Origin of the sequence: Microbacterium meiriae (assembly GCF_040702565.1) — a bacterium.
GTDB classification, from domain to species: domain Bacteria; phylum Actinomycetota; class Actinomycetes; order Actinomycetales; family Microbacteriaceae; genus Microbacterium; species Microbacterium meiriae.
The window spans coordinates 1,187,903-1,214,098 of sequence record NZ_JBFBLJ010000002.1; the positions used below are offsets into that span (position 1 = coordinate 1,187,903).

The 26,196-nt window shown below is 64.8% G+C and carries 34 protein-coding genes; 13 read left to right on the forward strand and 21 right to left on the reverse strand.

Translation table 11 applies throughout. The features are described 5' to 3' along the window. Positions 1 to 479: 479 nt before the first annotated feature. Together AB0310_RS13090 and AB0310_RS13095 are read right to left on the reverse strand one after the other, a co-directional pair. The gene (locus AB0310_RS13090; protein ID WP_259953528.1) at positions 480 to 878 is read right to left on the reverse strand and encodes an arsenate-mycothiol transferase ArsC; all 399 of its coding nucleotides are present in this window, start codon (positions 876 to 878) and stop codon (positions 480 to 482) included. Positions 879 to 900: 22 nt separating this feature from the next. Beyond that, positions 901 to 1,575, reverse strand: coding sequence for an arsenate reductase/protein-tyrosine-phosphatase family protein (locus AB0310_RS13095; RefSeq protein ID WP_363444625.1), 675 nt, complete (start codon positions 1,573 to 1,575; stop codon positions 901 to 903). Positions 1,576 to 1,623: 48 nt separating this feature from the next. Here AB0310_RS13095 and AB0310_RS13100 point away from each other — a divergent pair, with 48 nt between their 5' ends. The 6 genes from AB0310_RS13100 to AB0310_RS13125 all read left to right on the forward strand — a co-directional run bounded on the left by AB0310_RS13100 (position 1,624) and on the right by AB0310_RS13125 (position 7,311). Further along, positions 1,624 to 2,385, forward strand: coding sequence for an MIP/aquaporin family protein (locus tag AB0310_RS13100; protein WP_363444622.1), 762 nt, complete (start codon positions 1,624 to 1,626; stop codon positions 2,383 to 2,385). A gap of 11 nt (positions 2,386 to 2,396) precedes the next feature. After that, positions 2,397 to 3,797 (forward strand): FAD-dependent oxidoreductase, encoded by a 1,401-nt coding sequence (locus tag AB0310_RS13105; RefSeq protein ID WP_045264187.1) that lies wholly within the window; start codon positions 2,397 to 2,399, stop codon positions 3,795 to 3,797. 109 nt (positions 3,798 to 3,906) lie between these two features. Next, positions 3,907 to 4,266, forward strand: coding sequence for a Cd(II)/Pb(II)-sensing metalloregulatory transcriptional regulator CmtR (gene cmtR, locus AB0310_RS13110; RefSeq protein WP_045264358.1), 360 nt, complete (start codon positions 3,907 to 3,909; stop codon positions 4,264 to 4,266). Then, a complete protein-coding gene (locus AB0310_RS13115) occupies positions 4,263 to 6,173 on the forward strand; it encodes a heavy metal translocating P-type ATPase (protein ID WP_182252218.1) in 1,911 nt (636 codons plus the stop codon). The genes cmtR and AB0310_RS13115 overlap by 4 nt, the downstream gene beginning before the upstream one ends. Continuing rightward, positions 6,173 to 6,781 carry a cadmium resistance transporter gene (locus AB0310_RS13120; protein WP_045264185.1) on the forward strand — a complete coding sequence of 203 codons (609 nt, stop codon included), beginning with the start codon at positions 6,173 to 6,175 and terminating at the stop codon, positions 6,779 to 6,781. Before AB0310_RS13115 ends, AB0310_RS13120 begins: the two co-directional genes overlap by 1 nt. After that, the gene (locus tag AB0310_RS13125; RefSeq protein WP_227991975.1) at positions 6,778 to 7,311 is read left to right on the forward strand and encodes a signal peptidase II; all 534 of its coding nucleotides are present in this window, start codon (positions 6,778 to 6,780) and stop codon (positions 7,309 to 7,311) included. Before AB0310_RS13120 ends, AB0310_RS13125 begins: the two co-directional genes overlap by 4 nt. Positions 7,312 to 7,396: 85 nt before the next feature. Here AB0310_RS13125 and AB0310_RS13130 read toward each other — a convergent pair whose 3' ends face one another. Both AB0310_RS13130 and AB0310_RS13135 read right to left on the reverse strand, forming a co-directional pair. Further along, complete coding sequence (locus AB0310_RS13130) at positions 7,397 to 8,050, reverse strand: DsbA family protein (RefSeq protein ID WP_045264183.1); 654 nt, start codon at positions 8,048 to 8,050, stop codon at positions 7,397 to 7,399. Between the two features lie 287 nt (positions 8,051 to 8,337). Then, positions 8,338 to 8,649: a hypothetical protein gene (locus AB0310_RS13135; protein WP_045264357.1), complete on the reverse strand. Its 312-nt coding sequence runs from the start codon at positions 8,647 to 8,649 to the stop codon at positions 8,338 to 8,340. 231 nt (positions 8,650 to 8,880) lie between these two features. Here AB0310_RS13135 and AB0310_RS13140 point away from each other — a divergent pair, with 231 nt between their 5' ends. Further along, the gene (locus AB0310_RS13140; RefSeq protein WP_366237414.1) at positions 8,881 to 9,210 is read left to right on the forward strand and encodes a DUF7882 family protein; all 330 of its coding nucleotides are present in this window, start codon (positions 8,881 to 8,883) and stop codon (positions 9,208 to 9,210) included. Here AB0310_RS13140 and AB0310_RS13145 read toward each other — a convergent pair. The 5 genes from AB0310_RS13145 to AB0310_RS13165 all read right to left on the reverse strand — a co-directional run bounded on the left by AB0310_RS13145 (position 9,207) and on the right by AB0310_RS13165 (position 11,888). Continuing rightward, positions 9,207 to 9,482 carry a hypothetical protein gene (locus tag AB0310_RS13145; RefSeq protein ID WP_259953516.1) on the reverse strand — a complete coding sequence of 92 codons (276 nt, stop codon included), beginning with the start codon at positions 9,480 to 9,482 and terminating at the stop codon, positions 9,207 to 9,209. The genes AB0310_RS13140 and AB0310_RS13145 overlap by 4 nt on opposite strands. Before the next feature lie 54 nt (positions 9,483 to 9,536). After that, the gene (locus tag AB0310_RS13150; RefSeq protein ID WP_259953514.1) at positions 9,537 to 9,872 is read right to left on the reverse strand and encodes a DUF7882 family protein; all 336 of its coding nucleotides are present in this window, start codon (positions 9,870 to 9,872) and stop codon (positions 9,537 to 9,539) included. Positions 9,873 to 10,170: 298 nt separating this feature from the next. Continuing rightward, positions 10,171 to 10,347 carry a CsbD family protein gene (locus tag AB0310_RS13155; RefSeq protein ID WP_082066565.1) on the reverse strand — a complete coding sequence of 59 codons (177 nt, stop codon included), beginning with the start codon at positions 10,345 to 10,347 and terminating at the stop codon, positions 10,171 to 10,173. Positions 10,348 to 10,385: 38 nt separating this feature from the next. Beyond that, complete coding sequence (locus tag AB0310_RS13160; RefSeq protein ID WP_259953513.1) at positions 10,386 to 11,147, reverse strand: DUF2382 domain-containing protein; 762 nt, start codon at positions 11,145 to 11,147, stop codon at positions 10,386 to 10,388. Between the two features lie 78 nt (positions 11,148 to 11,225). After that, a complete protein-coding gene (locus tag AB0310_RS13165) occupies positions 11,226 to 11,888 on the reverse strand; it encodes a hypothetical protein (RefSeq protein WP_259953512.1) in 663 nt (220 codons plus the stop codon). A 214-nt stretch (positions 11,889 to 12,102) separates the two neighbouring features. On the opposite strand from AB0310_RS13165, the gene AB0310_RS13170 reads away from it, so the two are divergent. From AB0310_RS13170 to AB0310_RS13185, 4 genes are all read left to right on the forward strand, one after another. Further along, positions 12,103 to 12,810, forward strand: a complete 708-nt coding sequence (locus tag AB0310_RS13170; protein ID WP_259953511.1) for a hypothetical protein — start codon at positions 12,103 to 12,105, stop codon at positions 12,808 to 12,810. Then, positions 12,788 to 13,201: a phage holin family protein gene (locus AB0310_RS13175; protein WP_046746438.1), complete on the forward strand. Its 414-nt coding sequence runs from the start codon at positions 12,788 to 12,790 to the stop codon at positions 13,199 to 13,201. The genes AB0310_RS13170 and AB0310_RS13175 overlap by 23 nt, the downstream gene beginning before the upstream one ends. Further along, positions 13,198 to 13,761: a DUF3618 domain-containing protein gene (locus AB0310_RS13180; protein ID WP_259953508.1), complete on the forward strand. Its 564-nt coding sequence runs from the start codon at positions 13,198 to 13,200 to the stop codon at positions 13,759 to 13,761. Before AB0310_RS13175 ends, AB0310_RS13180 begins: the two co-directional genes overlap by 4 nt. A 62-nt stretch (positions 13,762 to 13,823) precedes the next feature. Beyond that, entirely contained in the window at positions 13,824 to 14,921 is a 1,098-nt protein-coding gene (locus AB0310_RS13185) for a YihY/virulence factor BrkB family protein (protein WP_259953506.1), read from the forward strand. Between the two features lie 32 nt (positions 14,922 to 14,953). On the opposite strand, the gene AB0310_RS13190 is transcribed toward AB0310_RS13185, so the two are convergent. The 9 genes from AB0310_RS13190 to AB0310_RS13230 all read right to left on the reverse strand — a co-directional run bounded on the left by AB0310_RS13190 (position 14,954) and on the right by AB0310_RS13230 (position 22,051). Next, positions 14,954 to 15,670, reverse strand: coding sequence for a TetR/AcrR family transcriptional regulator C-terminal domain-containing protein (locus AB0310_RS13190; RefSeq protein ID WP_259953504.1), 717 nt, complete (start codon positions 15,668 to 15,670; stop codon positions 14,954 to 14,956). Positions 15,671 to 15,887: 217 nt separating this feature from the next. Beyond that, positions 15,888 to 16,091: a hypothetical protein gene (locus tag AB0310_RS13195; protein WP_259953503.1), complete on the reverse strand. Its 204-nt coding sequence runs from the start codon at positions 16,089 to 16,091 to the stop codon at positions 15,888 to 15,890. 303 nt (positions 16,092 to 16,394) lie between these two features. Next, positions 16,395 to 16,649: a hypothetical protein gene (locus AB0310_RS13200; RefSeq protein ID WP_074731521.1), complete on the reverse strand. Its 255-nt coding sequence runs from the start codon at positions 16,647 to 16,649 to the stop codon at positions 16,395 to 16,397. Positions 16,650 to 17,069: 420 nt separating this feature from the next. After that, positions 17,070 to 17,915 (reverse strand): F510_1955 family glycosylhydrolase, encoded by an 846-nt coding sequence (locus tag AB0310_RS13205; protein ID WP_046747253.1) that lies wholly within the window; start codon positions 17,913 to 17,915, stop codon positions 17,070 to 17,072. Between the two features lie 143 nt (positions 17,916 to 18,058). Continuing rightward, positions 18,059 to 18,652, reverse strand: coding sequence for a DUF305 domain-containing protein (locus AB0310_RS13210; protein WP_366237449.1), 594 nt, complete (start codon positions 18,650 to 18,652; stop codon positions 18,059 to 18,061). 86 nt (positions 18,653 to 18,738) lie between these two features. Further along, a complete protein-coding gene (locus AB0310_RS13215; protein WP_052748655.1) occupies positions 18,739 to 19,173 on the reverse strand; it encodes a DUF6153 family protein in 435 nt (144 codons plus the stop codon). Positions 19,174 to 19,226: 53 nt separating this feature from the next. Next, entirely contained in the window at positions 19,227 to 21,356 is a 2,130-nt protein-coding gene (locus AB0310_RS13220; RefSeq protein WP_396817728.1) for a heavy metal translocating P-type ATPase, read from the reverse strand. A 54-nt stretch (positions 21,357 to 21,410) separates the two neighbouring features. Then, positions 21,411 to 21,734, reverse strand: a complete 324-nt coding sequence (locus AB0310_RS13225) for a heavy-metal-associated domain-containing protein (protein ID WP_046747256.1) — start codon at positions 21,732 to 21,734, stop codon at positions 21,411 to 21,413. 35 nt (positions 21,735 to 21,769) lie between these two features. Beyond that, entirely contained in the window at positions 21,770 to 22,051 is a 282-nt protein-coding gene (locus tag AB0310_RS13230) for a metal-sensitive transcriptional regulator (protein WP_046747257.1), read from the reverse strand. Positions 22,052 to 22,320: 269 nt separating this feature from the next. Between AB0310_RS13230 and AB0310_RS13235 the strand changes: the two genes are divergently transcribed. Next, complete coding sequence (locus tag AB0310_RS13235) at positions 22,321 to 22,722, forward strand: four-helix bundle copper-binding protein (protein ID WP_046747258.1); 402 nt, start codon at positions 22,321 to 22,323, stop codon at positions 22,720 to 22,722. Continuing rightward, positions 22,719 to 23,237 carry a DUF305 domain-containing protein gene (locus AB0310_RS13240; RefSeq protein WP_227991980.1) on the forward strand — a complete coding sequence of 173 codons (519 nt, stop codon included), beginning with the start codon at positions 22,719 to 22,721 and terminating at the stop codon, positions 23,235 to 23,237. Before AB0310_RS13235 ends, AB0310_RS13240 begins: the two co-directional genes overlap by 4 nt. A 388-nt stretch (positions 23,238 to 23,625) precedes the next feature. On the opposite strand, the gene AB0310_RS13245 is transcribed toward AB0310_RS13240, so the two are convergent. From AB0310_RS13245 to AB0310_RS13255, 3 genes are read right to left on the reverse strand one after another with little or no spacing between them, the layout of a single operon-like run. Continuing rightward, positions 23,626 to 24,426 carry an ABC transporter permease subunit gene (locus tag AB0310_RS13245; protein WP_366237415.1) on the reverse strand — a complete coding sequence of 267 codons (801 nt, stop codon included), beginning with the start codon at positions 24,424 to 24,426 and terminating at the stop codon, positions 23,626 to 23,628. Continuing rightward, positions 24,419 to 25,357 carry an ABC transporter ATP-binding protein gene (locus AB0310_RS13250; RefSeq protein WP_366237416.1) on the reverse strand — a complete coding sequence of 313 codons (939 nt, stop codon included), beginning with the start codon at positions 25,355 to 25,357 and terminating at the stop codon, positions 24,419 to 24,421. The genes AB0310_RS13245 and AB0310_RS13250 overlap by 8 nt, the downstream gene beginning before the upstream one ends. A 48-nt stretch (positions 25,358 to 25,405) precedes the next feature. Next, a complete protein-coding gene (locus AB0310_RS13255; protein WP_366237417.1) occupies positions 25,406 to 26,095 on the reverse strand; it encodes a TetR/AcrR family transcriptional regulator in 690 nt (229 codons plus the stop codon). Positions 26,096 to 26,196: the final 101 nt, after the last annotated feature.

Sequence of the window (26,196 nt, forward strand, 5' to 3'; positions counted from 1 at the left end):
GTGCAGTGGGTGCCCATGCCCGCGGCCCTGCGGCGATCCACCCTGCCACAGGTGACTGGCTCCAACGCCTCTCGAGCAAGTCAGCTTGGTCGATCATTCTCGTCGTCGGAATTTTGATAAGCGTCATGAGGCAAGTCGCTCCATGTGCCGGCTACAGCTGTCCCGGAAACTCGCGGGATCGCGATCCGATCTCACGACAACTCTCGTGAGATCGGACATCAAGCAGATTTCGACAGGCCTGTCGTTTCTCACGAAAGTCGTCACTTTCTCACGAATGTTGTCGCAGTTCTCATGGAAGGTGGCGGATTCTCATGAAACCTGTCGCAGCACCGATCGGCGGCGAAGCTACCGACCCCGCCGAGAATGATCGTGTACGGCGGGATGACTCGTACAGCCGCTGAATGGGGTCCAGAAACGTGAGCCGTCAGAGGGTTTTGGCAGGCGTATTCGCTGACCTCTGGCGCTCCGCTCCAGTCAGCTCAACGGTTGAGAAGTGAGCTCTGGATCTTCTCGGATACGGCTTGGCGCAGCGGGCGCACTGCTTCGGCGTCCCAGGACTCCGGGTTGGGGAACGACCATTCCAGCACTTCGCCGCGGGGGGTGGAAGGCAGGGTGAGTCCGGGCTTCATCAGGACCACGATGTCGGCAGTATCCAGGTCGTCGATGGTGACGGCGCGAGGTGCCCGGGCGGTGATGTCCATTCCGAGTTCTGCGACTGTGGTGGCCACGGCGGGGTTCACTTGGTCGGCAGGGGCGAGGCCTGCGGAGGTGGCGCGGAATCGGTCGCCGGCCAGGTGCTCTAGGAGAGCTGCGCCGAGCTGTGAGCGGCCGGCGTTGTGCTGGCAGATGAATAGGACGGTGGGGGTGGTGTCGGTCACGGGTTTTCTTCCGGGTTGGGTTTCAGCTGGCGGCGAGACGGGGCGCGAGTTCCGCGATGCGGCGCTCCAGCTCGTCGTAAGTGGTGTCGAAGGCGTCATCGGTGCCGATCCGCACGGGGTCGGGGATCGACCAGTGCAGGTGCCCGGAGACGCCGAGTTCTTCGTGAGCGTTATCGCACACCGTCACCACGAAATCCGAATCGGTCAGGACCGAAGTCAGGGCGCGCGGTGATTCCGTAGGCAGCGCGAGGGCGTGGCGCTCGGCTGTAGCAACCGCGCCCGGATCTATCCGCTCGGCCGGGTGCGTTCCTCCCGATGACGCCGGGATGCTGCTGCGGGTAGACCACAATGCCGCAGCAAGCTGCGACCGGGCGGAGTTCGCCGTACAGACGAACACGACGCGATCCGCGCGCTCCACTCGGCCGGGAGTGAGCCCGCGAAGCGCGGTTTCGGTCAGGTGAACATAGCTGCGCCGTTTGTCAGCCTCCGAGCGTGAACGTGAGACCATCCCCACGGACTCCAGCACATTCAGATGGTGTGTGACGAGGTTGGAGGGAAGGCCCAACGCCACCCCGATTTCGGTGGGGGAGAGGTCGCCCAGCGTGAGACGGTCGACGATCCGCAGGCGAGATGGGTCACCCAGCGCAGCGTGCTTCGCCGCGCGCGCCTCCACCTGATCAGTTCGTTCAGTGTTCATTGTTTCAATCTTGACTGAACTACACCTCTCGGGTCAAGATAAGCCGACATGAACATTGCTACCCGCTCCCAGTCCGAGCCCGCGCGACCTCACCTGCTGCGCCGAGCTGCTGCCGAGTTCCTTGGAACTGGCCTGCTCGTCACGATCGTTGTGGGTTCCGGCATCGCGGCGCAGCGACTCTCGCCGGATGACGTCGGCCTCCAACTGCTGGAGAACAGCCTGACCACCGCGCTCGGTCTGACGGTCCTGATCCTCATGCTGGGCCCCGTGTCCGGTGCGCACTTCAACCCCGTGGTGTCGATCGCGGATTGGCTGCTCGGACGCCGCGCCCGGACGGGACTCCCGCTGCGCGACCTCGCCCCGTACGTGCTCGCGCAAGTTCTCGGCGGTATCACCGGAACGTTCTTGGCGGGAGTGATGTTCGACGCGGCCCCCGCGCTCTCATCGAATGATCGCGCGACCGGTGGACACCTGGTCGGGGAGGTGGTCGCCACGGCGGGACTGGTGCTGTTGATCTTCGCGCTCGCGCGCACGGGCAAGGGATCTGCCACGGCGGCCGCGGTCGGTGCGTACATCGGCGCCGCGTACTGGTTCACAAGCTCTACGTCGTTCGCGAATCCCGCGGTGACGATCGCCCGCATGTTCACCGACACCTTTGCCGGCATTGCGCCCGCCTCTGTCGCGCCGTTCATCGCTGCACAGCTCGTCGGGGCTGCGATCGGCCTCGCTGTGCTGCTCGCCCTCTACCCGACCGCCTCCCGCACGGCCGGCGACGTCGTGGTCCCTCAGCAACTCGAAAACCAGCCCTGAAAGGCACCCTCATGCATCTTGTAGCGATCGGCGGAAGCGACGCTGGAATCTCCACCGCCCTCCGGGCCCGCGAACTCGACCCGTCCGTCGACGTCACCGTCGTGGTAGCCGATGCGTATCCGAACTTCTCGATCTGCGGCATCCCGTACTACTTCTCCCGCGAGGTGCAGCCCTGGCAGTCGCTCGCCCACCGCACCCACGCGGATCTCGAAGCCACCGGCATGAACCTCCGCCTGGACACCCTCGCCACGGGTATCGACGTCGACAGCCGACGACTCACGGTCCGCGACGCGCACGGCAGCGAATCGACCATCGCGTACGACGAACTCATGGTCGGCACCGGAGCATCCCCGTCAATCGCCGGCATCGCAGGCCTCGACCAGCTCGGCCCCGACGACGGCGTGCACCTGCTGCACTCGATGGGCGACACCTTCGCGCTCGAGAAGTACCTCGACGAACATCAGCCCGAGACGGCAATCATCGTCGGAGCTGGCTACGTCGGCCTCGAAATGGCCGAAGCGCTCACCGTGCGGGGCCTCCAGGTCACCCAGCTGCAGCGCGGCCCCGAAGTCCTCTCCACCCTCGATCCCGAACTCGGCTCCCTCGTCCACGACGAACTCACCCGACACGGCGTCGACGTCCTCACCGGCACGCGCGTCGAAGCCGTCGCCCGTGAAGCCGGACGGATCGCCGTCACCGGCACCCGTGACGGCGAAGCATTCTCCCGCAACGCTGACGTGGTCCTCGTCGTCGTCGGCGTGCGACCCAACACCAGCCTCCTCACCGCAGCCGGCGCAACCACGGGAGCGGGCGGCGCTGTCGTCGTCGACGAACAGATGCGCACCGGCCTGCCGAACGTGTGGGCGGCCGGCGACGGGGTGGTCACCCATCACCGCCTGCTCGGCGTCACATACCTTCCTCTCGGCACCACGGCGCATAAGCAAGGGCGCGTCGCAGGGGAGAACGCGATCGGCGGCGACACCCGATTTGCAGGGAGCCTCGGCACGCAGGTCGTGAAGGTCTTCGACGTCGTGGCCGCACGCACGGGGCTCCGCGACCACGAAGCCACAGCCGCCAGCTTCGCCCCGCACAGTCACACCGCGATCGCGGACGACCACAAACGGTACTACCCGGGCGCCACGCCCATCAGCATCCGCATCACCGGAGACACCAACGACGGCCGTCTGCTCGGCGCGCAGCTCGTCGGCACCCGCGGTGCCGAAATCTCCAAGCGCGTCGACACCTACGCCACGGCTCTGCACCACGGCATGACTGTCGCGGCGATGAGTGACCTCGACCTGTCGTACACGCCCCCGCTCGGCTCACCGTGGGACGCCGTGCAGGTCGCAACCCAGGCGTGGGAGCGGGAAACGCGCCGGTCGGCATCTGCGCTGCGACAGCCTGCTGCTTAGGATCGCTCTGACGTGGGGATACTCCGGGCCCACCAACGACGCTGGAAGCCTTACTCGAGTCCTCTTTCGACGATCGCGATTGGTCACCGATGGCTGTATAGTTCAGTACGTGCTGACTATTGCTTCCCGTATCGATGTAATGAACCGGCTTGGCCGGGCGATGGCCGATCCGACGCGCTCCCGGATCCTGATGACCCTGCTCCAGGGGCCCAGCTATCCGGCCGTCCTCTCGCGCGATCTGGTACTCACTCGTTCGAACGTGTCGAACCACCTGACGTGCCTGCGCGATTGCGGAATCGTCGTCGCGGAACCAGAAGGCCGCCAGACTCGCTATGAGATCGCCGATCCGCACCTCGCTGCTGCCCTCATTGCGCTGGTGGATGTGACGCTGGCTGTGGATGAGCACGCGCCGTGCGTGGACTCAGCGTGTACGGTGGCCGGTTGCTGTGCGACGGGGGTGGACGCGTGAGCGCGGCGTGTGGCTGCGAGCACGAGCCTGCCAGCGCGGTGGACGAGGAAATCGAAGAGGCCGAGCGCCCCTGGTGGAAAGACCGCGGAGTTCTGGTGCCGGTTTTCTCCGGGGTCGCGTTCCTGGCCGGCCTGATCTTGGAGTGGTCTGGCCAGGAGATCCCCGCGCTGGTGCTGTTCTGGGTCGGTCTGCTGCTGGGTGCCTCGACGTTTACGCCGGGAGCGGTTCGAAAGCTGTTCAAGGGCAAGCTGGGCATCGGTCTGCTGATGACGATCAGCGCCATCGGTGCAGTCATCCTCGGCTACGTGGAGGAGGCCGCAGCTCTCGCGTTCCTGTACTCGATCGCTGAGGCGCTCGAGGACAAGGCGATGGACCGTGCCCGCGGCGGCCTGCGCGCACTGCTCAAGCTCGTACCGGAAACAGCCACGATCCTGCAGGGCGACACTACTGTGCAGGTGCAGGCGAGAGAGCTGACGGTCGGCCAGGTCATGGTGGTCCGGCCGGGCGAGCGGATCGCGACCGATGGGGTCGTGCGTTCTGGTCGCTCGAGCCTGGATACCTCGGCGATCACCGGCGAATCGATCCCGGTAGAGGTGGAGCCCGGCGATGCGGTGTCGGCGGGTGCGATCAACAGTGCCGGTGCGCTGGAGGTCGAGACGACGGCTGCTGGCACCGACAACTCGCTCACTACGATCGTGGAGCTGGTAGAGAAAGCGCAGACAGAGAAGGGCGAGCGTGCTCGTCTCGCGGACAGGATCGCCCGCCCGCTGGTGCCCGGTGTTCTGATCCTCGCGGCGCTCGTCGCGATCATCGGGTCGCTGCTGGGCGATCCAGAGGTGTGGATCACCCGCGCGCTTGTCGTGCTGGTCGCGGCTTCTCCGTGTGCACTCGCAATCTCGGTGCCACTCACGGTCGTCGCCGCGATCGGCGCCGCAAGCAAGTTCGGCGTGATCATCAAGTCCGGTGCCGTCTTCGAGCGCTTCGGCACCGTCCGGCACGTTGCCCTCGACAAGACCGGCACCCTCACCCGCAACGAGCCCATCGTTACCGCTGTCCTCACCGCAGATGGCGTGTCGGAGGCTCAGGCGCTGGCGTGGGCGGCAGCGCTGGAGCAGCACAGCACGCATCCTCTCGCTGCCGCGATCACGGCGGCCGCTCCGGGTGTCACAGCCGCTGCGGACGTGACCGAGCGGGCTGGTCACGGCATTGACGGCACGGTCGACGACTCGAGAATCACTGTGGGAAGCCCCCGCTGGCTGGACGCCGGCGCGCTCGGGGATCGGGTCGCGGAGCTCGAAGAGCAGGGCATGACCGTCGTGATCGTGCATCGTGACGGGACGCCGGTCGCCGCGATCGGCGTCCGTGACGAGCTGCGCCCAGAAGTCCCCGAGGTGGTCCGAACGCTCACCGGCCAGGGCGTCGGCGTGACGATGCTCACCGGCGACAACGCCCGGACTGCCCGTGCGCTTGGTGCGCAGGCCGGGATCAGTGACGTGCGAGCCGAGTTGCGTCCGGAGGACAAGGCGACCGCGATCGCGGAGTTGTCGAAGGTAGGGCCGGTCGCGATGATCGGTGACGGAATCAATGATGCCCCGGCTCTCGCCGGCGCAGACATCGGCATCGCGATGGGCGCGACCGGCTCCGACGCAGCGATCGAATCCGCCGACGTCGCGTTCACCGGTCACGATCTGCGTCTGATCCCGCGCGCGTTTGACCACGCCCGACGGGGACGACGGATCATCAACCAGAACATCATCCTGTCGCTGCTGATCATCACCGCACTGCTCCCGCTCGCGCTCTTCGGTGTCCTCGGGCTCGCGGCGGTCGTCCTGGTCCACGAGGTCGCCGAGGTCATCGTTATTCTCAACGGCCTGCGCGCCGCCCGCACTCCGCGAGTGAAGAGCTGATGCTCGCGACCATCGGATCAGCGATCGGCCTGTTCGCTGCGACCAACATCGATGACATTGTCGTGCTCACCGTGCTGTTCCTCGCTTCCAGCCGAGGAAAGCCGCGACCGTGGCAGATCGTCGCAGGCCAGTACTTCGGGTTCATCACCCTCGTCGTGATCAGCGTGATCGCCGCGCTCGGCCTCACGATCGTCCCGGACGAGTGGGTGGGCTTCCTCGGGCTGATCCCGCTCGGCATCGGCATCTGGACGCTCGTACGTGGCTTGCGTCGAAACGGTGATGACGATGATGATGACGCCAAGATCACAGCGGTCGGGTTGTGGGGCGTCGCCGGGATCACGATCGCCAACGGGGCCGACAACATCTCCCTTTACACGCCGATCTTCCGCACCAGCGCGCCCGGCGACGTCGTCGTCATGATCGTCGTGTTCCTCATCCTCGTCGCCGTCTGGTGCGCTGCCGGACGGCTGATCGGCACCAACAAGGCCGTCACCGAGGGGCTGGAACGAGTCGAGCACTGGCTCGTACCGGCCGTATTCATCGGTCTCGGGCTGTTCATACTGATCGAATCCGGCGTCATCGTTCGCCTGATTGAGGTCCTCGGATGATGTCGTCCGAGGCCGAAGCTCGCCCGTCTATTGCGCGAAAAGTGCCGTCGGCGCCGCGCTGGCAACTCACGGTTGGAGCGCTCCTGATCGCCGTGTTCGTCGTCCTGATCGATCAGGGAACGAAAGTGTGGGCGGTAGCGACTCTCACGGAGCGCGAGCGCATCCCGCTGGCGGGCGACCTGCTGGGCCTGCAGCTTGCGTACAACCCTGGTGCCGCCTTCTCCTTCGGCGAAGACTTCACCTGGGTGTTCGCGCTGCTCGCTGTCGCCGCCACCGTTACAGCGATCGTGTTCGCGTTTCGAGTTCAACGCCTGGGATGGGCGATCATCATCGGCGCGCTCGGAGGAGCCGCAGCATCACACGCAGGCGACCGTCTCTTCCGAGATCCCGGGTTCGCCCGCGGACACGTCGTGGACTTCCTCGCCTACGGGAACTGGTTCATCGGAAATGTCGCGGACATTGTGATCTTCGCTGCTGCGATCGCCGGAGCGTTCCTTATGATCCGCGGCGGCGATGAGACCCAAGAATGAGACGTCTAGGGCAGCCGCTAATGCGCGGATGCGGTAGGAGGGCTGATTGCGGCGGCAGGACGCGAGAGGGTTCGAACACTCGAGGTCAACGGTTGGTCGCCTCGTCGAGTGCGTTAGTCAGGTCGCTGAGCTGAGTGAGTTCAAGCTTCTCGCCATCCAGGAAAAATGATGGCGTGCCGCTGACCCCAAGATACTGTCCATCGTTGAAGTCAGCTTCGACTCTCTCCCTAGTCGCCGGGGCGGCTACAGCCGCGTCATAGGCACCCAAATCCAACCCGAGGTCCTCCGCGAAGGTACGGAACAGGTCCGCTCGCGAGGTCTGCTGTTCGCCCCACTGAGTCTGCGTTTCGAACAGGCGCTGATACATCTCCTCGAACTTCCCCTGCTCGGACGCGGCTTCCGCAGCCAGGGCGGCGTTCATCGAATTGAAGTGTCCGGGGAGGGGGTAGTAGCGAACGACGTAGTTGATTCCACCCTCGTACTGTTCGCGGATCTGCTCGACGACCGGATAGAACGCACCGCACGCTTCGCACTCGAAGTCGAGGAACTCAACCAGCGTCGGAGCGTCTGGCCCGGCCGCGTCGAGCACATGCGAATCCGCACGGGTACCAGGCAGTGCACCTTCTGTGCGGGATTCCGGAGCTGCGGGGCGGGTCATCAGGACGACCACGAGCGCCATAATGGCGAGCACGGTGAGGGTGGAGCCGGTGACGAGGGCGACCTTGACGGGGGGTTTCAAGACGGATGCTCCAGATCGGTGGCGGGCGTCGCCAAGGTAGGGAGGTTTAGAAGAGGGCGAGTAGGGGCGTCTCGTTCATTGCATCGAGACGAAAGCAAAAGTCAGCACACGCTGACTGTACAGGGACTGCTGACTAACTCTCCTGGTGATCCGGTGGATGGTCGCGTCGCAGACGAAGCGCAACCCACCAGCCGCACCGGCGACAGATGAACACCCCGCGCTTCCCAAGGGCATGCAATTTCCTTCGGGGCAACGATCGCCCGCAACACGTACATGTCTCGTCTGACTCAGCGGCCACGAGTGATGATCGCCTCCCGGATCTGATCAACCGTCGGCGTACCTGCCACGCCCGCGGGTGTCGCGTAGACGCGACACGCTAAGGCGACGCTGTGATCCGCGCCGGGGAACAGATCCTTCCCGTTCAGTGTGATCGTGGGAGACCCGGCAAAGGGAACCGCAGCGGCATCCTCCTCCGTGCGGATGAGTCGATAGCGCAACGGCGTGGCCCCATGGCCTGTCTCCCGAAGCGCCTCGGCAACATTGTGGCCCGCGGCGATCCAGCTGGGACAGCCCGCGATATGCAATAACTCAATCTCCATGATCACAAGGATCCTCCCATCTGCTGCTGACCGCGCAGCATCGCCGGAGGCCTACGCTTCAATCTTTTGTAACGATCGGCTATGGCAAGGCAGCGGTCGTCGTCAACCAGGTGCGCGACCAGCCGAAAACGATCGTTTCCGGCGCGGGCATGACCGGAGGGCGCGGGTCCTGCCGTAAGCAGTAGCCGAAACTGGGTCTTCGGGTGGGTCCGGGTCACTAGGGTGGTTCTCATGGCCAGTCTTGTGTACGGGGATGGCGGGGATCCGATTCATATTGAGGATCGGGCGCTCGCGCATCTGAAGATCGTTATTGCGACGAAGTTGCGTCGTAATGAGAGCTTCACGTTGTCGTGGGAGCATCCCGAGGGTGATCCGGGGGGGCGTTCGACGATCTGGATTCATCCGTCGATTCCGCTACGGTTCACTTTCGATGAAGTTGAGCCGCCGCCGATCAGTCTCAGGTGGGTCGAGCAGCTCATGCACACCGCGAATTCGTCGGGCGGGATCACGCTCGTCGACGAAGTGCTGGATGCCCCTGAGATCGAAGCTGCTGCAGACTAGAGCAGATCCCAGCTTCCGGACAGGCCGAGTGTCAACACTGCCTGGTCGGAATCCAGTGTCACTTCTTCCTCGGTGATGATCACGTGACTGGAGGGCGTGACCAGGGAACGGACGAGTCGATCTCCTGCATCTTTGAAGCGCACGATTCTTCCTGTGCTGGCGGCGGCCACTTCTAGGTCGTCGCAGAGCTGTTCCGCGTCCTGCGTCGGGGAGAGGATGAAACTTGCCTCGTCGATGGTGACAAGCGTCTGAAGTGTGGTGCGCTCGCTCATCCGACCAGGGTAGGAGCCGGGTGGGTGGGATCCTAAGGGGCTTGCGCGCTGGGGTCAGGCTGGTGCACTATCCAGATCGCGTTCGAGGCGAGTGCCCTCGGCGCGTTCGGGAGTGAGGTACAGGCCCGTGGGAGAGCTGGCGGCGAAGGCGAGAGCAGCGACCCACGCCCGATTGATTGCCGGTTGCCGGCCGCCGAAATACTTGAATACCAGCGCACTTCCGGAGTGCACCCACACCGTTGTGCGGCCACCGCCCGTACCGGCATCGTCTTTCCATGTGAACGCGAAGGGCTCACCACGGCGGAGCTTCGCCGAGATGACGAGCTGTAGATGGCTGAGTGCCCGATCTTCGATGTCGACCTTCAGTCCGCCTTCGTAGAACTTTCCCATGACGTGCACTCCTCGGTCGTATCGCCACGGACACCTCTGCAAGCAGGCGAGACGAAGGAAATCGTCGTGTCGTGAATCTTCATCTCTCACCGATCCTTGACGGCTAGTGTTCGCGTCCGACCAAGACGCTCACCGGCCGCGTTGGCGTGTTTTGACTCTCCGGCGCCCTGGCCCCCGTTGTCTCCGCGGTGCGGGAGACCCGCACGCGAAATAGTGAGACGCAAGCACCGAGTGCCGAGCAGAGAAGTATCCGGTGCCCGCGGGGGCGTGGGCACCGGATACGAGGGAGCGGGATTTGTTAGTTGTCGGACAGTGCGTCCTTGACGTTCTCGCCAGCCTTCTTCGCGCTGGCCTTGGCCTGGTCGGCGTGGCCGTCGGCTGTGGTCGACTTGTCGTTGGTTGCTTTGCCGACAGATTCCTTGGCTTTGCCTTTCAGATCTTCGGCAGTGTTCTTGATGTCATCTCCGATACCCATCGGATTCTCCTTTCAGCGGGGCTGACGACGGGGAGTTGTCAGCGGTCGGTGTGGGTGTCGCCCTCGAGCTCGATCTCTTCCTTGCGGACCTCTGCGCTGACCTGCTCAGTGTCGGTCTTGGTTTCTGTGCCGATGCGGACACGCTCGACCGGCACCGTCTCCTTCTCGACCACGGGGCGCTCCTCCGTGAGGACGACCTCGTGCTCTTCCTCGCTGATGTCCGGACCATCCAGGGCGTCTTCGACGTTCGCCTCCGTGATGGGTTCACGCTCGAGACGAACCTCTTCGTGGCTGACGGGGACCGTGACGGTCTCCTGCTCGGTGACGACGTACTTGCGGAGGCGGGCTCGGCCGGTCTCGACGCGCTCCGTGCCGACGTGCAGCTGCTCCTCGGACCGAGTCATCGCGTCGTCGGTCGTCGGTCCGGAGGTGTCGTAGCCGTCGGTCGATGCCACATCCCGGTCCGCGGGTGCGTTGGCGACGGGAGCGGCGCCGGTTCCGTAGTAGGTGTACAGCTCGTCCTGTTCGTTGTCGGTGAGGTCGGTGCCAACATCGATGCGAGGTGCGTCCTTGACGAAGTCTTTCGCGTACGGGACTCGGAGATCTCCGTCGACGGCGTCGGCCTGGTCGAGCGGGACGAACGATTCCGAGGTTCCGAACAAGCCCGTCGCTACGGTTGCCCAGTTCGGCCGACCGCTGGTGGGGTCGACATAGATCTGGCCGACCTTTCCGATCTTGTTGCCGTCAGTGTCCGTGACGGTGGCCCCGATGAGGCTGGCGATGTTCTGTTCGCTGATCATTGGTGTTGCCTTTCGTTCGGTCGTGCGGGTGGTGGGTGGTTGAGGAAGTCGGTGTGTCAGGGGCGACGACGGCAGGGGTTACCGGCCAAGTCCCACGCGGTCGACCCTGCGGTGGTACCGCATCCCCGCAAGGCCGCCGAGGATCGCGCCGATGAGGGCGACCACAGCGGCACCGAGGGCGGTGAGGATGCCGGTGAGAGTGGCTGTCTCGGGGGCGACGGGGATGCGCGGGAAGCTCTGCAAGTTGGCGAGGATGTCCCACTGGGAACCGGCTATCGCGGTGACGATGGCGAGGATGATCGCGATCACGATCGCCCACAGCCACACCGCGACACCCTGCTTGACTCCACTGAAGCGGGCCATCCGTCCGGCGACGTAGCCCCCGGCGTAGTAGGCGATGAGCAGGACGATTCCGATCGCGATGGCGCTAATGATGCCGGTCGCGTCGACGTTCTCTGTCGCGGCGTCGGCGGCCTCCTCTGGGGTGGTGCCGTTGCCGAGCCCGACAGCGGCCCCGATCGCGGCGACCAGGGCGGTCAGGAGCACGGTGGTGCCCATGGCGGTCAGCCATCCGAAGAACGCGGATCCGAATTTGAACCCGCCGAATTCTGCTTTCTCACGCTCGTGGACATCGGCGCGGAGAGTGTGATTCGCATCGACGGGGACGGCTGCGTGAGAGGAGTCCTTGTCGTAGACGGGTGCGCCGGGTTCCCGGGGCTCGTGGGAATCGTTGCTGTTCATACGGCGAAAGTAGGCGCTTTCGGAACGAGCGCAGGAGGTGGTTGCCTCTGGGGATCGAGGCGCGTACTGTATGCAGGCTTACAAAGTAAGGCTCTTCTGTGCCCGGCCTGAATACACCGTAAGTCTGCTCGGAACAAGGGTCCTGACCGAGGCGGGAGAGACGGTTTAGAACGGGTTCCACCGACTGTTCGGTCGGTCCGCGAGAGGAGCACTAATGTCGGACAACTATGAGACGTCCAGCCCGAGCGGCTCGGGCGTGAACGCCCCCGGTTCTTCGGGCAAGGTGGATGCTGTCAAGCAGGAAGCCACCGACCTGAAAGACACGGCGGCGACCCAGGCGAAGGACGTTCTTGGCACCGCCAAGGATGAGGCTGCGACCGTCGTGGGGGAGGCGAAGACGCAGGCGAAGGATCTGTACGCGCAGACTCAGCGGGAGCTGTCGGAGCAGGCGAACACCCAGCAGCAGCGTCTCGCCGGTGGTCTCCGCTCTGTCAGCGACGAGCTCGGCTCCATGGCCAGCAATTCGGAAGGCAGTGGCGTCGCGAGCGATCTGGTTCAGCAGGTGTCGGGGCGTTTGTCTGATGCCGCGAGCTGGCTCAGCGACCGCGATCCTGGTGCTGTGCTCACGGAGGTCAAGCGGTACGCACGTCGCAAGCCCGGCACGTTCATCCTCGCCGCCGCGATCGGCGGCATCGTTGTGGGACGCCTCACCCGCGCCCTCGCCGCGAACGCCTCCGACGATAAAGACGCCGCACCCGTGTCCGCTCCCGCGCCGGCACCTCCGCAGGTGCACCCTGACCCGTCCGTGCCCGTCCCCGTGGTGAACGACACGGGCGCTGGCACGCCCATGTACTCGCAGGCGGCCGCCAGCCGTCCGGACATTCTGAGGGAGGACGGCTATGACCGACCCGACACCGTCTGAAGCCAAAGCCGCATCGACCTCGATCGGAGATCTGCTCGGGGAAGTGTCCCGTGACATTTCGACGCTGATGCGCCAGGAGGTCGCCCTCGCTAAAGCAGAGTTGAAGGACTCGGCCACGAAGTCCGCCAAGGGTGCGGGCCTGATGGGTGCGGCTGGCTACGGCGCGCTGATGGCGGTGTTCTTCCTGTCCGTCGCGCTGTGGTGGGCTCTGGGAACGCTGATGGGCGGCGGCTGGTCCGGCGTTGTCGTCGCGGTCCTGTGGGCAGTCATTGCCCTGATCCTGTTCCTGGTCGGGCGCAGCCAGATCAAGCAAGTGAAGGGCGTCCCGCAGACCGTGGACACCCTGAAAGAGATCCCCGAAACGCTGAAGAGAAATGAGGAGAACCGATGAGCGATTCACCCGACGAGATCCGCGCCGACATCGAGCGGACCCGCCACGACCTCGGCATGGACGTGGACGCCCTGGCCGATAAGGTCTCCCCGTCGAAGATCGTGGACCGACAGCTCGGCAAGGTGCGCGGTGCGTTCACCTCCGTGCGCGAGCGTGTGATGGGCGCCGCGGATGACGCCGGCTCGTCGCTGTCGGATGCGGGCTCTCACGCGGGAGAGCTGAAGGACCGGGCGGTCGCGAAAGCGGAAGGGAACCCGCTGGCGGTCGGACTGATCGCGTTCGGTGCCGGCCTGCTCGCGGCGTCGCTGATCCCCGCGTCATCGAAGGAGAAGGACCTCGCTGCAACCGTGAAGGAGCAGGCGCAGCCGCTGGTTGACGAGGTCACCGATGCTGCGAAAGAAGTCGGCGAGCATCTGAAGGAGCCTCTGCAGGCGTCGGTCGAATCCGTGAAGTCGTCGGCACAGGACTCCGTCGCCACCGTTAAGGACGAAGTCCAGGGCGCGGCCAGCGACGTGAAAGACCAGGCTCAGCACGCTCGCGAGAACATCTCCGACAGCTGACCCCGCACGAATCGGGCGGGCCCGTCAGACGACGGGCCCGCCCCTTTACGAAGGAACCTGCGATGACCAGCACAGCCCCCGCCGCCCCGCGCAACGCCCCGGGCCCCGAAGCATCAGGCAAGCCGGATTCCCCGGACGATCTGCACAAGAGGTCCTGGAAGTACGTACTGCGGAAGACTATTCGCGAGTTTTCCTCGGACCAGTGCACGGACATCGCTGCGTCGCTGACGTATTACGCTGTGCTGTCGCTCTTCCCGGGCCTGATTGCGATCTTCTCGCTGCTGGGTGTCTTTGGGCAGGGGAAAGCCGCCAGCGATGCGGTGCTGGGAATCATCGAGCAGGTCGCTCCCGGCGACACGGTTGACACGATCCGCGGGCCGATCGAGCAGATCGCGGAATCCCCCGGTGCCGGATTTGCCCTCGTCACCGGCATCCTGCTGGCGATCTGGTCAGCATCCGGGTACGTGGGAGCGTTCAGCCGTGCGATGAACCGGATCTACGAGATCGAGGAGGGGCGCCCGTTCTGGAAGCTGAAGCCCGCCCAGCTGCTGGTCACCGTGATCACGATCGTGCTGCTCGTGATCGCCGCGATCATTCTTGTCGTCTCCGGCTCGGTCACCAAGGCGATCGGCGACGCACTCGGCATCGGCGACGTGCCCCAGACGGTCTGGTCCATCGCCAAGTGGCCGTTGCTCATATTCATCGTGGTGTTGGTCGTCGCCATCCTCTACTACGCCACCCCAAACGCGAAGCAGCCGAAATTCCGGTGGATCAGCATGGGCGCCCTGCTGGCAATCATCGTGCTCGCACTCGCCACCGCAGCCTTCGGGTTCTACGTCGGCAACTTCTCCAACTACGACCGCACCTACGGCTCGCTCGCGGGCGTCATCATCTTCCTGCTCTGGCTGTGGATCGCCAACCTCGCGCTGCTGTTCGGGGCAGAGTTCGACGCTGAGCTCGAGCGCGGCCGCCAACTGCAGGCCGGCATCGCAGCGGAGGAGGACATCCAGCTCCCGCCACGCGACACGCGCAAGAGCGACAAGGCCGCCGCAAAGGAGCAGGAGGATGTCGAGAAGGGCCGAGAGATCCGACAGAACGTGGACCCGGACGATGACACAGCCGAGGACACCACCACTCGAGGAACGCCTCGGAAACGCTGACGTCTGCCCGGCCTTGGGCGCTCACGTCATGTCTATTGGGTCAGCTCTCGGGCGAGACGGTCGAGGAGTACTTCTAGCGATACCTCGAACTCTTCGTCAGAATGGTCCTCGCTCAGAAGAGCCCGTAGCCGACGGACCTCCGGAGCGTCATCCAAGCCGATGCTCCCGTCACGCTCGGGAATATCCGCGCCTCCTTCGTCCAGCGGTTCTTCCACCGGGCCCGTCTCAGCCCCCCGAACCGCGGACTCCAGCAAGAGTTGACCCAGTAGGAAACTACTGAAGGCACGGTACGCATCCACCGCTTGAGCGTCGGTGAACCCATGCCCCAGCAGGGTGCTGAGGAACGTGTTCACCACCTCGACGCTACGAAGCGGCGGGCGCAGCCAAGGGGCCGCGGGATGCCGGGTCGCCACTAACGGAAATGCCTGAGGATGATCGATCGCGATCTGACGCACCTTATGGGCGACATCCTGCAGAAAGCCTTGCCAATGCTCGGCCAACTCCTCATCCAGGTCCGATGTCAACTGTCCGAGGAGCAGAGCGATCACACCCTCAAGCAGATCCTCACGCCCGTGCACGTACCGGTAAAGAGACATCGCCTCCACACCCAACTCCTGAGCGAGCGAACGCATCGAGAGCCCCTGCGCACCAGAGCGATCAATCTGGCCAAGAGCAGTCTCGATAATGAGTTCGCGGCTCAGGCGGCCGGCCGCTGACCCTCTGGACTCCCGGCTAGATTCTCTCGACATGACGCGTCATCCCTCCCACCGGTCAAAGCACGCACCCTATCCGCGAGTGCAGCAGGACCGACCGATGTATGCCCACGGTAGACCCGCTTACGTTGTAAGCAGGGCTACCGACCCCCGCGCTGTCCGAGACTCGCCGCGCGACTCCGACCACTAGACGGGTTGAGCTCGATTGGCGGACCAGAGAGAGTGCTTCGGTCGTAGGCGATAGTCGGGAGCGTCAGTTGTCCCCGTCGGCGGCTTCGTCTTCTTCTGGGTTAAAGTGCGAAGGTGAGTCGGAGAGGCCTGCGGCTACCCCGTCGGGGTTCGTGGGGATGGTGTTGTCTTCCCCCAGGCCCCCGGGCTTGACTGTCCCATCGGAATCGTTGGTCGGAACATCGGTGTCGGAGTATTCACGGCTCGAAGCATTGCTATCGTTCGTCATCGGCTTCTGCTTTCACTATGTCCTGTACTGCAAGAGACGGCAAGAATACCTCCTGCGACACGTTAGTTAGCACCCCACTGCCTATGAACCCAGGTCACGGTCGACCGAGGTTGGGAATTTCGCCACGCCTCAGCGTCAAGACGGTCTCACGACGCCGCGACTCAAGTCGGACGCTAGCGTCGACTGCTGCGCATGACCAGGTATCGGGACTAGGCCCGCGATGCTCCGGCCCGTCGGGATAGTTGCCGACCGAAAACGATCGTTTCCGGCGAGCTCGCGTCGCACGTCATCGTACGCCCGCCGTTAACGTTCGCCGGTATCTGCTTTCGGTAGACGTTTCCGGCGTTCAGGTAGCTGATCTTGCTCGTCGTCCGTCGATGCGAGTTGGCGTGGTTGGTTTCGTTCCGCGCGGAGTTGTTGCTCGATCTTGGCGTGTGCTTTTCGTTCGTTGCGGTCGGCTCTGATGATGGACCGCAGGACGAACCAGAATGCTGCGACGACGGCGATCGTGGGGATGACGGACCAAAAGGCGTTGGTCCAGTAGTCATTGAGATTCATCCGCGCCTCCCGGGGGCTCACGCAGCACGAGCGCCAGTCCGACGATTGCGAGGATGAACGCTGTTTCGTAGCTTCCGAGCGTGTATGCCCAGAGTGACCATTGGTCTGGAACGGTTGTGTCGATGAGGAGATGAGCCGCGATCAGTGCGACGGCGGCCAGGAGAAGGAAGGCCCCGACACGTACGAGGCGATCGTGACGCCGCTGTGGGGACACGTGGCTGGTGCGCGTGGGAACGTGTGCTGGTGGACGGTGCCGAGCTGGGTGCAGGTGGCGGGTCATCTGAATATGGCTCCGATGAGGTAGAAGCTCGCAAGGGCGAGAAGCAAGGCGAGGACTGTGGCGCACGCGATGAAGATGGATATGCGGCGGAAGGGATTGCGGCGGGGGACCATGGGTGGCCGTTCTGGTGGTGGCGTTCTCTACCGGGCGGGGGCGAGGATGGTTGTGTCGTCGGCTGTGATCTGGACGATGCCTCGGTCGTCGACAACGATGAAGCGTTCGTCATCGATCGCGGTGAAGGCCTGAGCGGCCCCTTGAAGCGCGTCGAGGCGTTGCCATGTTCCTTCGGTGTTCTGTGACCAGAGGGCACCGTCGGTTCCGACTCCTGCGAGCGAGCCATTGGGTTTGGCGTCGAGTGTGTAGAGCAGTGGGGCGTCGGCGATGGGGGTGAAGGTGGCGCCGTTGTCGGTGCTGAGGAGCAGCCCTTCTTCTGCGGCCGCGTAGAGACCGTCGCCGGTGGCCGCGAGGTCTGCCGCGGAAAGTGTTGCGCCGCGGGTCCATTCGAGACCGTCGTCCGTGCTGACGAGGAGATCGACGCCATCGGACGCGATCCCGTAAAGAGTGCCGTCTGGTCCGGCGGTGAGGACATGGAAGTCCGTGCTGCCAGTGAGCGCGATCGGTGACCACGATTCGCCGAAGTCGTCACTACGAATGACACCTAGGTTCGGGGAGCCGAGCTGTGCGGGTGTCTGTGTGCCCGGGTGTCCGGATGCGAAGAGGGCGTCGTCGAGGACGGTAAAGCCCATCGCATCGAAGTCGTGGCCTCCGATGGGACCGGCGATCGCACCTTCGGGCGTGAGGGTGAAGAGTCCTCCGTGGGTGGCTACGAAGAGGTCCTCACCGCGGGGGTCAGCGGCAACACCGTGAATGTGTTGGATAACGGGGGGCACCGCGTTGGCGCCGGGGGCCTGCGGCGCGGCGCAGCCGGTGAGGGCGACGGCTACGAGAGCGATCGCGAAAGCGGGTAAGGGCGAGTGGCGGTTCATGAGACTCCGACGTGAAGAAGTGCATGCGGGTGCGCGGCCGGTACGCGAATGAGAGTCGCGACATGGCGCCAGCGCGGTGGCGTGGGTTACTGCGAGAAGGCCAGTTCGGGGGTGCGGGCGAGCGCCGCACCCCCGAAGGTGGATCAGAGCGTGTCGAGGAGGTCTTCCATCGTGGCGATCTCCGTGGTCTGCGCCTCGATGATCGTCTCGGCCAGAGCGACCGCGTCGCTGTTCTGGCCGTTGTCGACCTCTTCTTGGGCCATCTCGACGGCACCCTCGTGGTGCTGGATCATCTGCTCGAGGAACAGGCGGCTGGCGTCCGCGCCGGTGGCATCCTCGAGAGCCTGCATGTCATCTTCGGACATCATGCCGCCCCCGTGATCCATGCCCTCCATGTCGGAAGTGTCAGCGCCCCACTCTTCGAGCCACTGGTCCATCTTCTGGATCTCGGGCTCCTGCGCGGCCTTGATCTCTTCCGCAAGGGCGACGACGCGTTCGTCGACGCCCTCCTTGCTGAGAAGCATGTCGGACATGTCGATGGCCTGGGCGTGGTGCTCCTTCATCATGCTGGCGAACATGATGTCGGCGTCATTGGCGTCCGCGGAGGCCGGGGTGGAGCTGCTGCTTTCATGGTTCATGCCGGGCATGTCGCCGCCGGCGGTGTTACTGGCGCAGCCGGCGAATCCAAGCACTGCGGCGAGGGTGAGTGCGGCAGTCGCCGCAAAACGGGTCTTCATGATGGGGTTCTCCAAGAGTCGATGGTAGTGCCCAGCGAGAGAGGCTGGGCGAGGGCGTTACCCGCAGAAGGCGGGCACGCCTGCCATCACGTGCGACTGATGCAGAGAACGGTGAGAGACGGAGGCCGCAGCGGATGCAGCGCATCCCGGAGGTGTAGGCGGGACACGGGCGTTCCCGGGGAGTGCGCGACGGCTCGCCACCAGGCGGACGGCCGGGTGAGCAGCACGACGGCAATGAGGAGCGCGAGAACGCAGGCCATCCACGCCATGCCGTGATCGTCAGAACACGTGGCGCACCCCGCCTCGTCCATCGCTGCGGCGTCGCCTGAGGCGTGTGCGGGGTGAGCGTCGGCATGCGCGGGTGCGACGGCGATGGTCTCACTGTGCCCGGAGGGCATGGTGTGCGTGTTCATCGAGTGCATAGCCAGAAGCCCGAAGATCACGGAAAAGGCGACGGCGACGACGGCCAGGAGGGTGCGGGTGAGGGTGCGCTGGTTATGCACGCGGCGTGCGATCGTCATCAACACTGTCCCACCTCCCTTTCTTCCAGGGTACGTCGCTGCCGCCCATGCGCCTACTTGTCGACGACGTCGCCCGGGCTGAGGTTCAGCCGTCGCAGCAACTGCGCATTCAGCGCGACAACGATCGTGGACAGTGACATCAACACCGCCCCGACCGACATCGGCAACACGAACCCGACGGGGGCGAGCACACCGGCAGCCAACGGCACCGAGAGAAGGTTGTACCCGGCGGCCCACCAGAGGTTCTGTTTCATCTTCCGGTAACTGGCCCGTGACAGCTCAATCACGGAGATCACCGATCTGGGGTCGTCGCTGGCGAGGATGACACCCGCGGAGGCGATCGCGACGTCCGTTCCTGCGCCGATCGCAATCCCCACGTCCGCCTGGGCGAGGGCGGGGGCGTCGTTCACGCCGTCACCGACCATCGCGACCTTGCGGCCTTCGTTTTGCAGTTCTTTCACCTTGGAGGCTTTGTCCTCCGGACGGACCCCGGCGAAGTACCGGTCGATACCCAGCTCGTCGGCGACGGACGCGGCTACCGCGTCAGCGTCACCGGTGATCATGACGACCTGCACGCCGCGCTCGTGAAGCGCATCGACTGCGTGACGCGACTCGGAGCGGATCTCATCCGCGAGGCGCAACGCACCCGTCACCTGACCGTCGACGAGCACGTGGAGGATGATCGCACCCTCACCGCGCCACTCGTCGGCAACCGGCAGCTCGGCGGCGTGTTCTTGCTCGAGCATGTACGGGCCACCGACCTGCACGACACGACCATCGACACGGGCGCGCACCCCGACCGCAGGCGAGGACTCGAAGTCGGACGAGCCCGGAACGGTGAGGTTCTTCTCCTTCGCCGCGTTGACGATCGCGCGGGCGAGGGGATGCTCGGAGTCCGCTTCCGCGGCCGCAGCCCACGCCAGCAATTGATCCGCGTCGATCCCCGTGATGGGATCGATTGCGGTCACGGCAGGGGTGCCCTTGGTGAGCGTGCCGGTCTTGTCGAACAGCACCGTATCGACGGTGCGCATGCTCTCCAGAGCAAGACGATCCTTGATCAGAACGCCACCACGAGCGGCCCGCTCGGTCGCGATCGAGACGACAAGCGGGATCGCCAGGCCAAGAGCGTGCGGGCAGGCGATCACCAGCACCGTGATCGTACGGATCACGGCAGCGTCCGGGAAGCCGACGATGGTCCAGACGATGGCGGTGATCGCGGCGGCGCCGAGCGCGAACCAGAACAGCCATCCCGCCGCCTTATCCGCGAGACGCTGGGCCCGCGACGACGAGCTCTGCGCTTCGGTGACGAGCTTCTGGATGCCCGCGAGAGCGGTGTCCTCACCGATGGCGGTGATCTCCACTCGCACACCGGAGTCAGTGGCGACGGTGCCGGCGATGACCGGGTCACCGTCGCTGCGGCGTACCGGCCTGGATTCTCCGGTGATCATCGACTCGTCCATGCTGGCCGAGCCCTGCACGATCCGCCCGTCCGCAGGAATCCGCCCGCCGGGGCGCACGACCACGACATCGCCCACCTGCAAGTCGGAAGGTGCGACCGTGACGGTCGTGTCACCGTCGATCTTTTCGGCCTCGTCGGGCAGCAACGCGGCCAGGGAGTCCAACGCCGATGTCGTCTGTGCGAGGGAGCGCATCTCGATCCAGTGCCCGAGCAGCATGATCACGATGAGTAGGGCCAGCTCCCACCAGAAGTCCAGCTCGTGGTGCAGCAGGCCGAGGCTCGCACCCCACGAAGCGAGGAATGCCACGGTGATCGCGAGGGCGATCAGAAGCATCATCCCGGGCTTGCGGGCACGGAGCTCACTCACCGCGCCGGTGAGGAACGGGGTCCCGCCCCACACGTACATTACGGTTCCGAGGACCGGGGAGATCCACGCAACCCACGCGGCATCGGGCAACGGATAGCCGAGGATCGTCGAGAACATCGTCGAGAACCCGACCACGGGCACCGCGAGGAGCAGCATGATCCAGAACAGGCGCCGGAACTGGCCTACGTGATCTCCGTGGCCCCCGTGGCCGCCGTGACCCTCGTGCCCGCCGTGACCTGTGTGTTCTGGTGATGCGCCGTGGTCGTGGCCCATCGCCGCGTGGTCGTGCTCTGTTGTGGGCGCCCCGCCGTGTTTGGCGTGTGCGGTGTGATCGGTGTGGTCGTCGTGCTGGCTCATCGGAACTCCTTGCTCGAATCCGCCCGGGTCGGGCCGGACGCTCTCAGGTGCGACTCAGGCGTGGTTGGTCGCGAGGGCGTAGCCGGCCTCTTCAACCGCAGCCTGCACGGCAGCGGGGTCGACAGGGCTGGTGCTGTGAATGGTCACCCGGGAGGGGCCGCCAGCGTTCAGATTTACGGTGACGGACTCGACGCCGTCGACAGCGCTCAGTTCCTCACTGACGCTCGACACACAGTGCGAGCACGTCATTCCCTCGACCAGCACGTCCTGCGTAACCGCAGACGCCACGGGTGCGGATGTCTCCGCGTTCAAGGGGGTCGCGCAGCATGCGCAGCCCGCGTTCGCGTCCTTCAGTCCGAGTTCGATGCGATCAGTCATGCGTGTGTTCTCCTTCAACTAGACAGACGTGGGGGTCATGAACGGACCAGGCGGGCGATTGCTTCGTTGGCCTCGCGGACCTTTTCTGCAGCGACCGCCCCGCCTGTGGCGCTCGCTTCGGTGACGCAGTGACTCAGGTGATCGCTGAGCAGTGACAAGGCGACCGTCTCCAGGGCCTTCGTCGCCGCAGAAACCTGGGTGAGGATGTCGATGCAGTACTTGTCCTCATCGACCATCCGGGCAATCCCTCGCACCTGACCCTCGACACGGTTCAACCGCTTGCGCAGATCGTCCTTGTTTCCGTCATACCCGTTCATGATTCGAAGATACCCCCTGGGGGTATGCAACTCAAGTGGTTCCGGTTCCATTCCCGACGTGAGTACTTTGTGTCCACCTCGCTCACGCTGCGACCCGTGATTCGTCGGCGGTGCTGTCGCGAGTATCCGGAGTTGCGGCGGAGACTCGCGCGAACGCGGCCCACCACAGCTAACACACCCCGGCGGGGTACTCAAGGGCCTCAATGAGTGGAGGGCGCGAGCGTACCTTCGTGGCTCACGAAGCTCGTGGCTCACGAAAGGACCCCCTCATGTCTACTACCGAGGAAATGCTCCGCACCTACCCGAAAGACCTAGGCGGAATCGATCAGGAGAAGCTTGCTGAGTGCATCGACGCGTGTCTGGAATGTGCGCAAGCATGCACCGCGTGTGCCGACGCCTGCCTCAGCGAGGACATGGTCGCTGACCTGACCAAATGCATCCGCACGAACCTGGACTGCGCAGACCTTTGCGCCACCACAGCCCGCATCCTCTCCCGCCACACCGGGTACGACGCCAACCTCACCCGCGCCGCGCTTGAAGCCTGTCGAACGGCCTGCACGAGCTGCGCCAACGAGTGCGAACAGCACACCATGCACGAGCACTGCACGATCTGCGCCGAGGCATGCCGGCGCTGCGAACAAGCCTGCACTGCGCTGTTGGAGACGCTATGACACAGCACCACGCCGACAACGGGGCACGCCCGCCCGTACCGGAATCTCACGAACAAGACCACGGCGGAATGTCGAGCTACCTCAAACTCGCCATCTCCCTGACGCTCAGCTTCGTCGTGATGTACTTCCTCACGTTCGCGATGATCAACGTCCTCGATGACCTCTTCCTCAACATCAGCAACCTCTACATGGCTCTGATGATGGTGTTCCCCATGGGCATCATCATGGTCATCGTGATGTGGAAGATGTTCCCGAACAAGGCGGTGAACGTCGGGCTGCTCGTAGGCTTCGCCGCACTATTTCTGGTCGCGTTCTTCATGGGCCGCGCAGAAGCCTTCGTCGGTGACGACCAGTTCCTCCGCTCCATGATCCCGCACCACTCGCGAGCGATCCTGGTATGTGAGCAATCAGATATCAGCGACCCGGAAATCCAAGACCTCTGCAAGCAGATCATCTCTTCACAACAAGAAGAGATCGACCAGATGAACGACATCCTCGACCGGCTCAACGAATAGTCAACCGACCTTTGGCGACGAGTGAGCCCGAAGAAGGACTCCGGACCCACCGCCGATCAGCGGGGTCTAGGCCGACTCGGCACACACTACGCGTGGGGACCTCCGTGAACCACCGAAAACGATCGTTTACGGCAGACGCACGGAGGTCGCCGGCCGATCGCACGACACGCCGATCGCGCACCCGCCGAAACCCCCTGCCGAAACCAGATGCGCCGAAACTGGCCGTTCGACGTTTTAGGCAGCGTGAGAGTGGAAGGTGATTTACGACATCTTTCGTGAGACAGCCGGCAGCCTCGACCGTGCATCACTCACCCGTCTTCCCGGGAATGTTCTGTCTCACCGACCGACAGCTTTCGTGAGATCGGACAACGATGGTCCGCGCATCGCCTCAGCCGATCACATCGCGGCGTCGCAGCGCCCAGGCGCTCGCGGCGACGAATGCGACGTTCACCGCCCAGAGCGCCACGGCGCCGCGGGGATCGAACCCCTCCGCGAGCGGAGCCTGGTGGAACGCCCAGGAGTACGGTGAGATCGCCCGGAGCCACTCGGCGTCCTCCACCTGGTTCGCGATCGCGTTGAAGGCGTACCCGGCGACGGCGATTCCCGCGCCCCCTGCGACAGCCCAGGAAGTGCGGCCGAAGAGAGCGCCCAGCAGGAGTGCGGCGCTCCCCGAGAGCATCGTGAGGCCGACGAAGACGACGGTGGTGTCGATGATGCGGATCGGATCGATGTCGAGCTGTGCCGAGTCGTTGAGCAGGGCGACGACAGCGCCCGCGAACACGCCCAGCCACGCGAGCCGGGCGAGGATGGCGAAGGCGGACGCGATCGCGTATCCGACCCGTCCCACACCGTGAGCCAGGTTGAGTTCGAGGCGCCCTGACGCCTCCGCGCCGGCGATGGCGCCCGCTCCCCAGGACGTGCCTGCGATGGTCAGGAGGAGGAAGCCGATGAGGCCGTAGAAGGTGCCCTGGGCGTAGCCCGCCCCGGTGCCGATCTGGTCGTAGCCGAGTGCTCCCACGAGCTCCGGGGGCAGGCTGTCGAGGATCTGCTGCATCTGCCCGTTGCCGCCGATGCTCGGGAACAGCGGCAGGTACAGGAACAGCACCGCCGCGACGCCGATGGTCCAGCCCACCGTTCCGCGCCAGCTTTCGCGGAGAGCGCGCCGGAAGATGGGAAGCGCGTCACGCATCGCCCTGACCTGCCTCGAGACGCGAGGAGTCACCGTAGAGCCGCAGGACCGATTCCTCCAGGTCTGGTTCCTCGATCGCGAGGTCGAGGACGTGGTGCTGCGCCAGCACCTTCACCAGCGGGTCGATGGCACCTTCGACGGTGGCATTCACCTGCACGATGTCCGTCTCGCCGCGGACGTCGAGCTCGGAGATCTGCGGCAGTGCACCGAGTTGCTCCCGGATCAGGGTCGCTGCCGTCGTATCGAGACCGACGCGTACGCGCCGGATCGCGCCGAGTCTGAGTGAGGCCACATCACCCTCCGCCACGACCCTCCCTCGACTGAGGACGGCGACGATGTCGGCCGTCTGCTGGATCTCACTCAGCACATGGGAGCTCAGCAGCACGGTCTGGCCGCGATCTCTGGCTTCGGTGACGAGGTGGAGGAACTCTCTCTGGACGAGCGGGTCGAGACCGCTGGTCGGCTCGTCCAGCACGAGCAACGGCGGTTCGTGCATGAAGGCTTGGACGATCCCGAGCTTCTGCTTGTTGCCCTTCGAGAGCGCGCGCACCGGTCGACTCAGATCGAGGTCGAGTCGGTCCGCGAGGCGGTCGATCGTGCCGGGGTTCACCGGGCCGGACACCTCGGCGTAGAAGTCGAGCATGCGGCGTCCCGTCGTGCGGTCGTCGAGTCGGAGCTCGCCGGGGATGAAGCCGATGCGTCGTCGGAGGGCCGGGCCGCCGCGGCGCGGGTCTTCGCCCAGGACCCGGATAGCGCCCGACGTGGGGCGGATGATGTCGAGGATCATGCGCAGCGTGGTGGTCTTTCCTGCGCCGTTAGGGCCGATGAGCCCGAACACGGTGCCGGGATCGACGCGGAGATCGATGGAGTCGACCGCTGTGTGCCGACCGTACTGTTTCCGAAGGTGAGTGAGTTCGATGGCAGGGGTCATGGCCCTGCTCCTTTCGGAGGGTGAGGGGGACCAGGTTCGGAGATCTCGTCAGCGGGGAGGATCCGGGTCCTGATTCGGGTCGTTCTCCCCCTTGTCCGAGGAGGGCCCGCTGCTTCTGGCGAGCGCTTCCTTCGCGGCGACGAGCAGATGGTCGTCGGCGTAGAGCCCGTGCGTGTAGAGCTCCAGCACGGGAACGGTCGACCGTTCCAGCAGCGATGTCGTCAGCGTGCTCTCTCCGAAGGCGCGCGCGAGGTGCCGCCGCAGGATGACGGGACCGAGACCGTAGAGGGTAATATACACGGCAGTGGCTTCCAGGTCGGACTGCTCGCGCATCGTGCCCGCGGCGATCTGTTCGCGCAGCATGTCTCTGGTGCTGACGAGGAACATGTCGAAGAGATGGTCGGACGCGGCGGAGTCGTCGAGAAGCATCCGGGCGAGGTAGTCCAGTGCGACATTGCGACCCTCTAACGAGTCCAATGCCTCCCGCATCAGGCGCGCGGCGTCGGCACCCGTCATGCCGTCTCGCTCGGCGAGGAAAGTGCTCACGACGTGCGCGTCGCACACGTCGCGCAGTCCTTCCTTGCTTCCGAAGTGGTGCAGGATCAGCGCCGGGCTCACGCCCGCATCCTGCGCGATCTGCCGCAGACTCGTGCCGTCGAATCCGCGCTCGCTGAACCGGACGATCGCGGCGTCGCGAATGCGCGCCCTGGTGGTGAGGTCGTCGGCTCCTGAACGCATAGTCAGCATGCTAAACGAGCGTTCAGTCCGGGGCAAGAGTCAGGTCATCTCCGTTCCGTCGGTCTCGCAGACCGAGCGTCTGAGGTGGCGATGGATGTGGG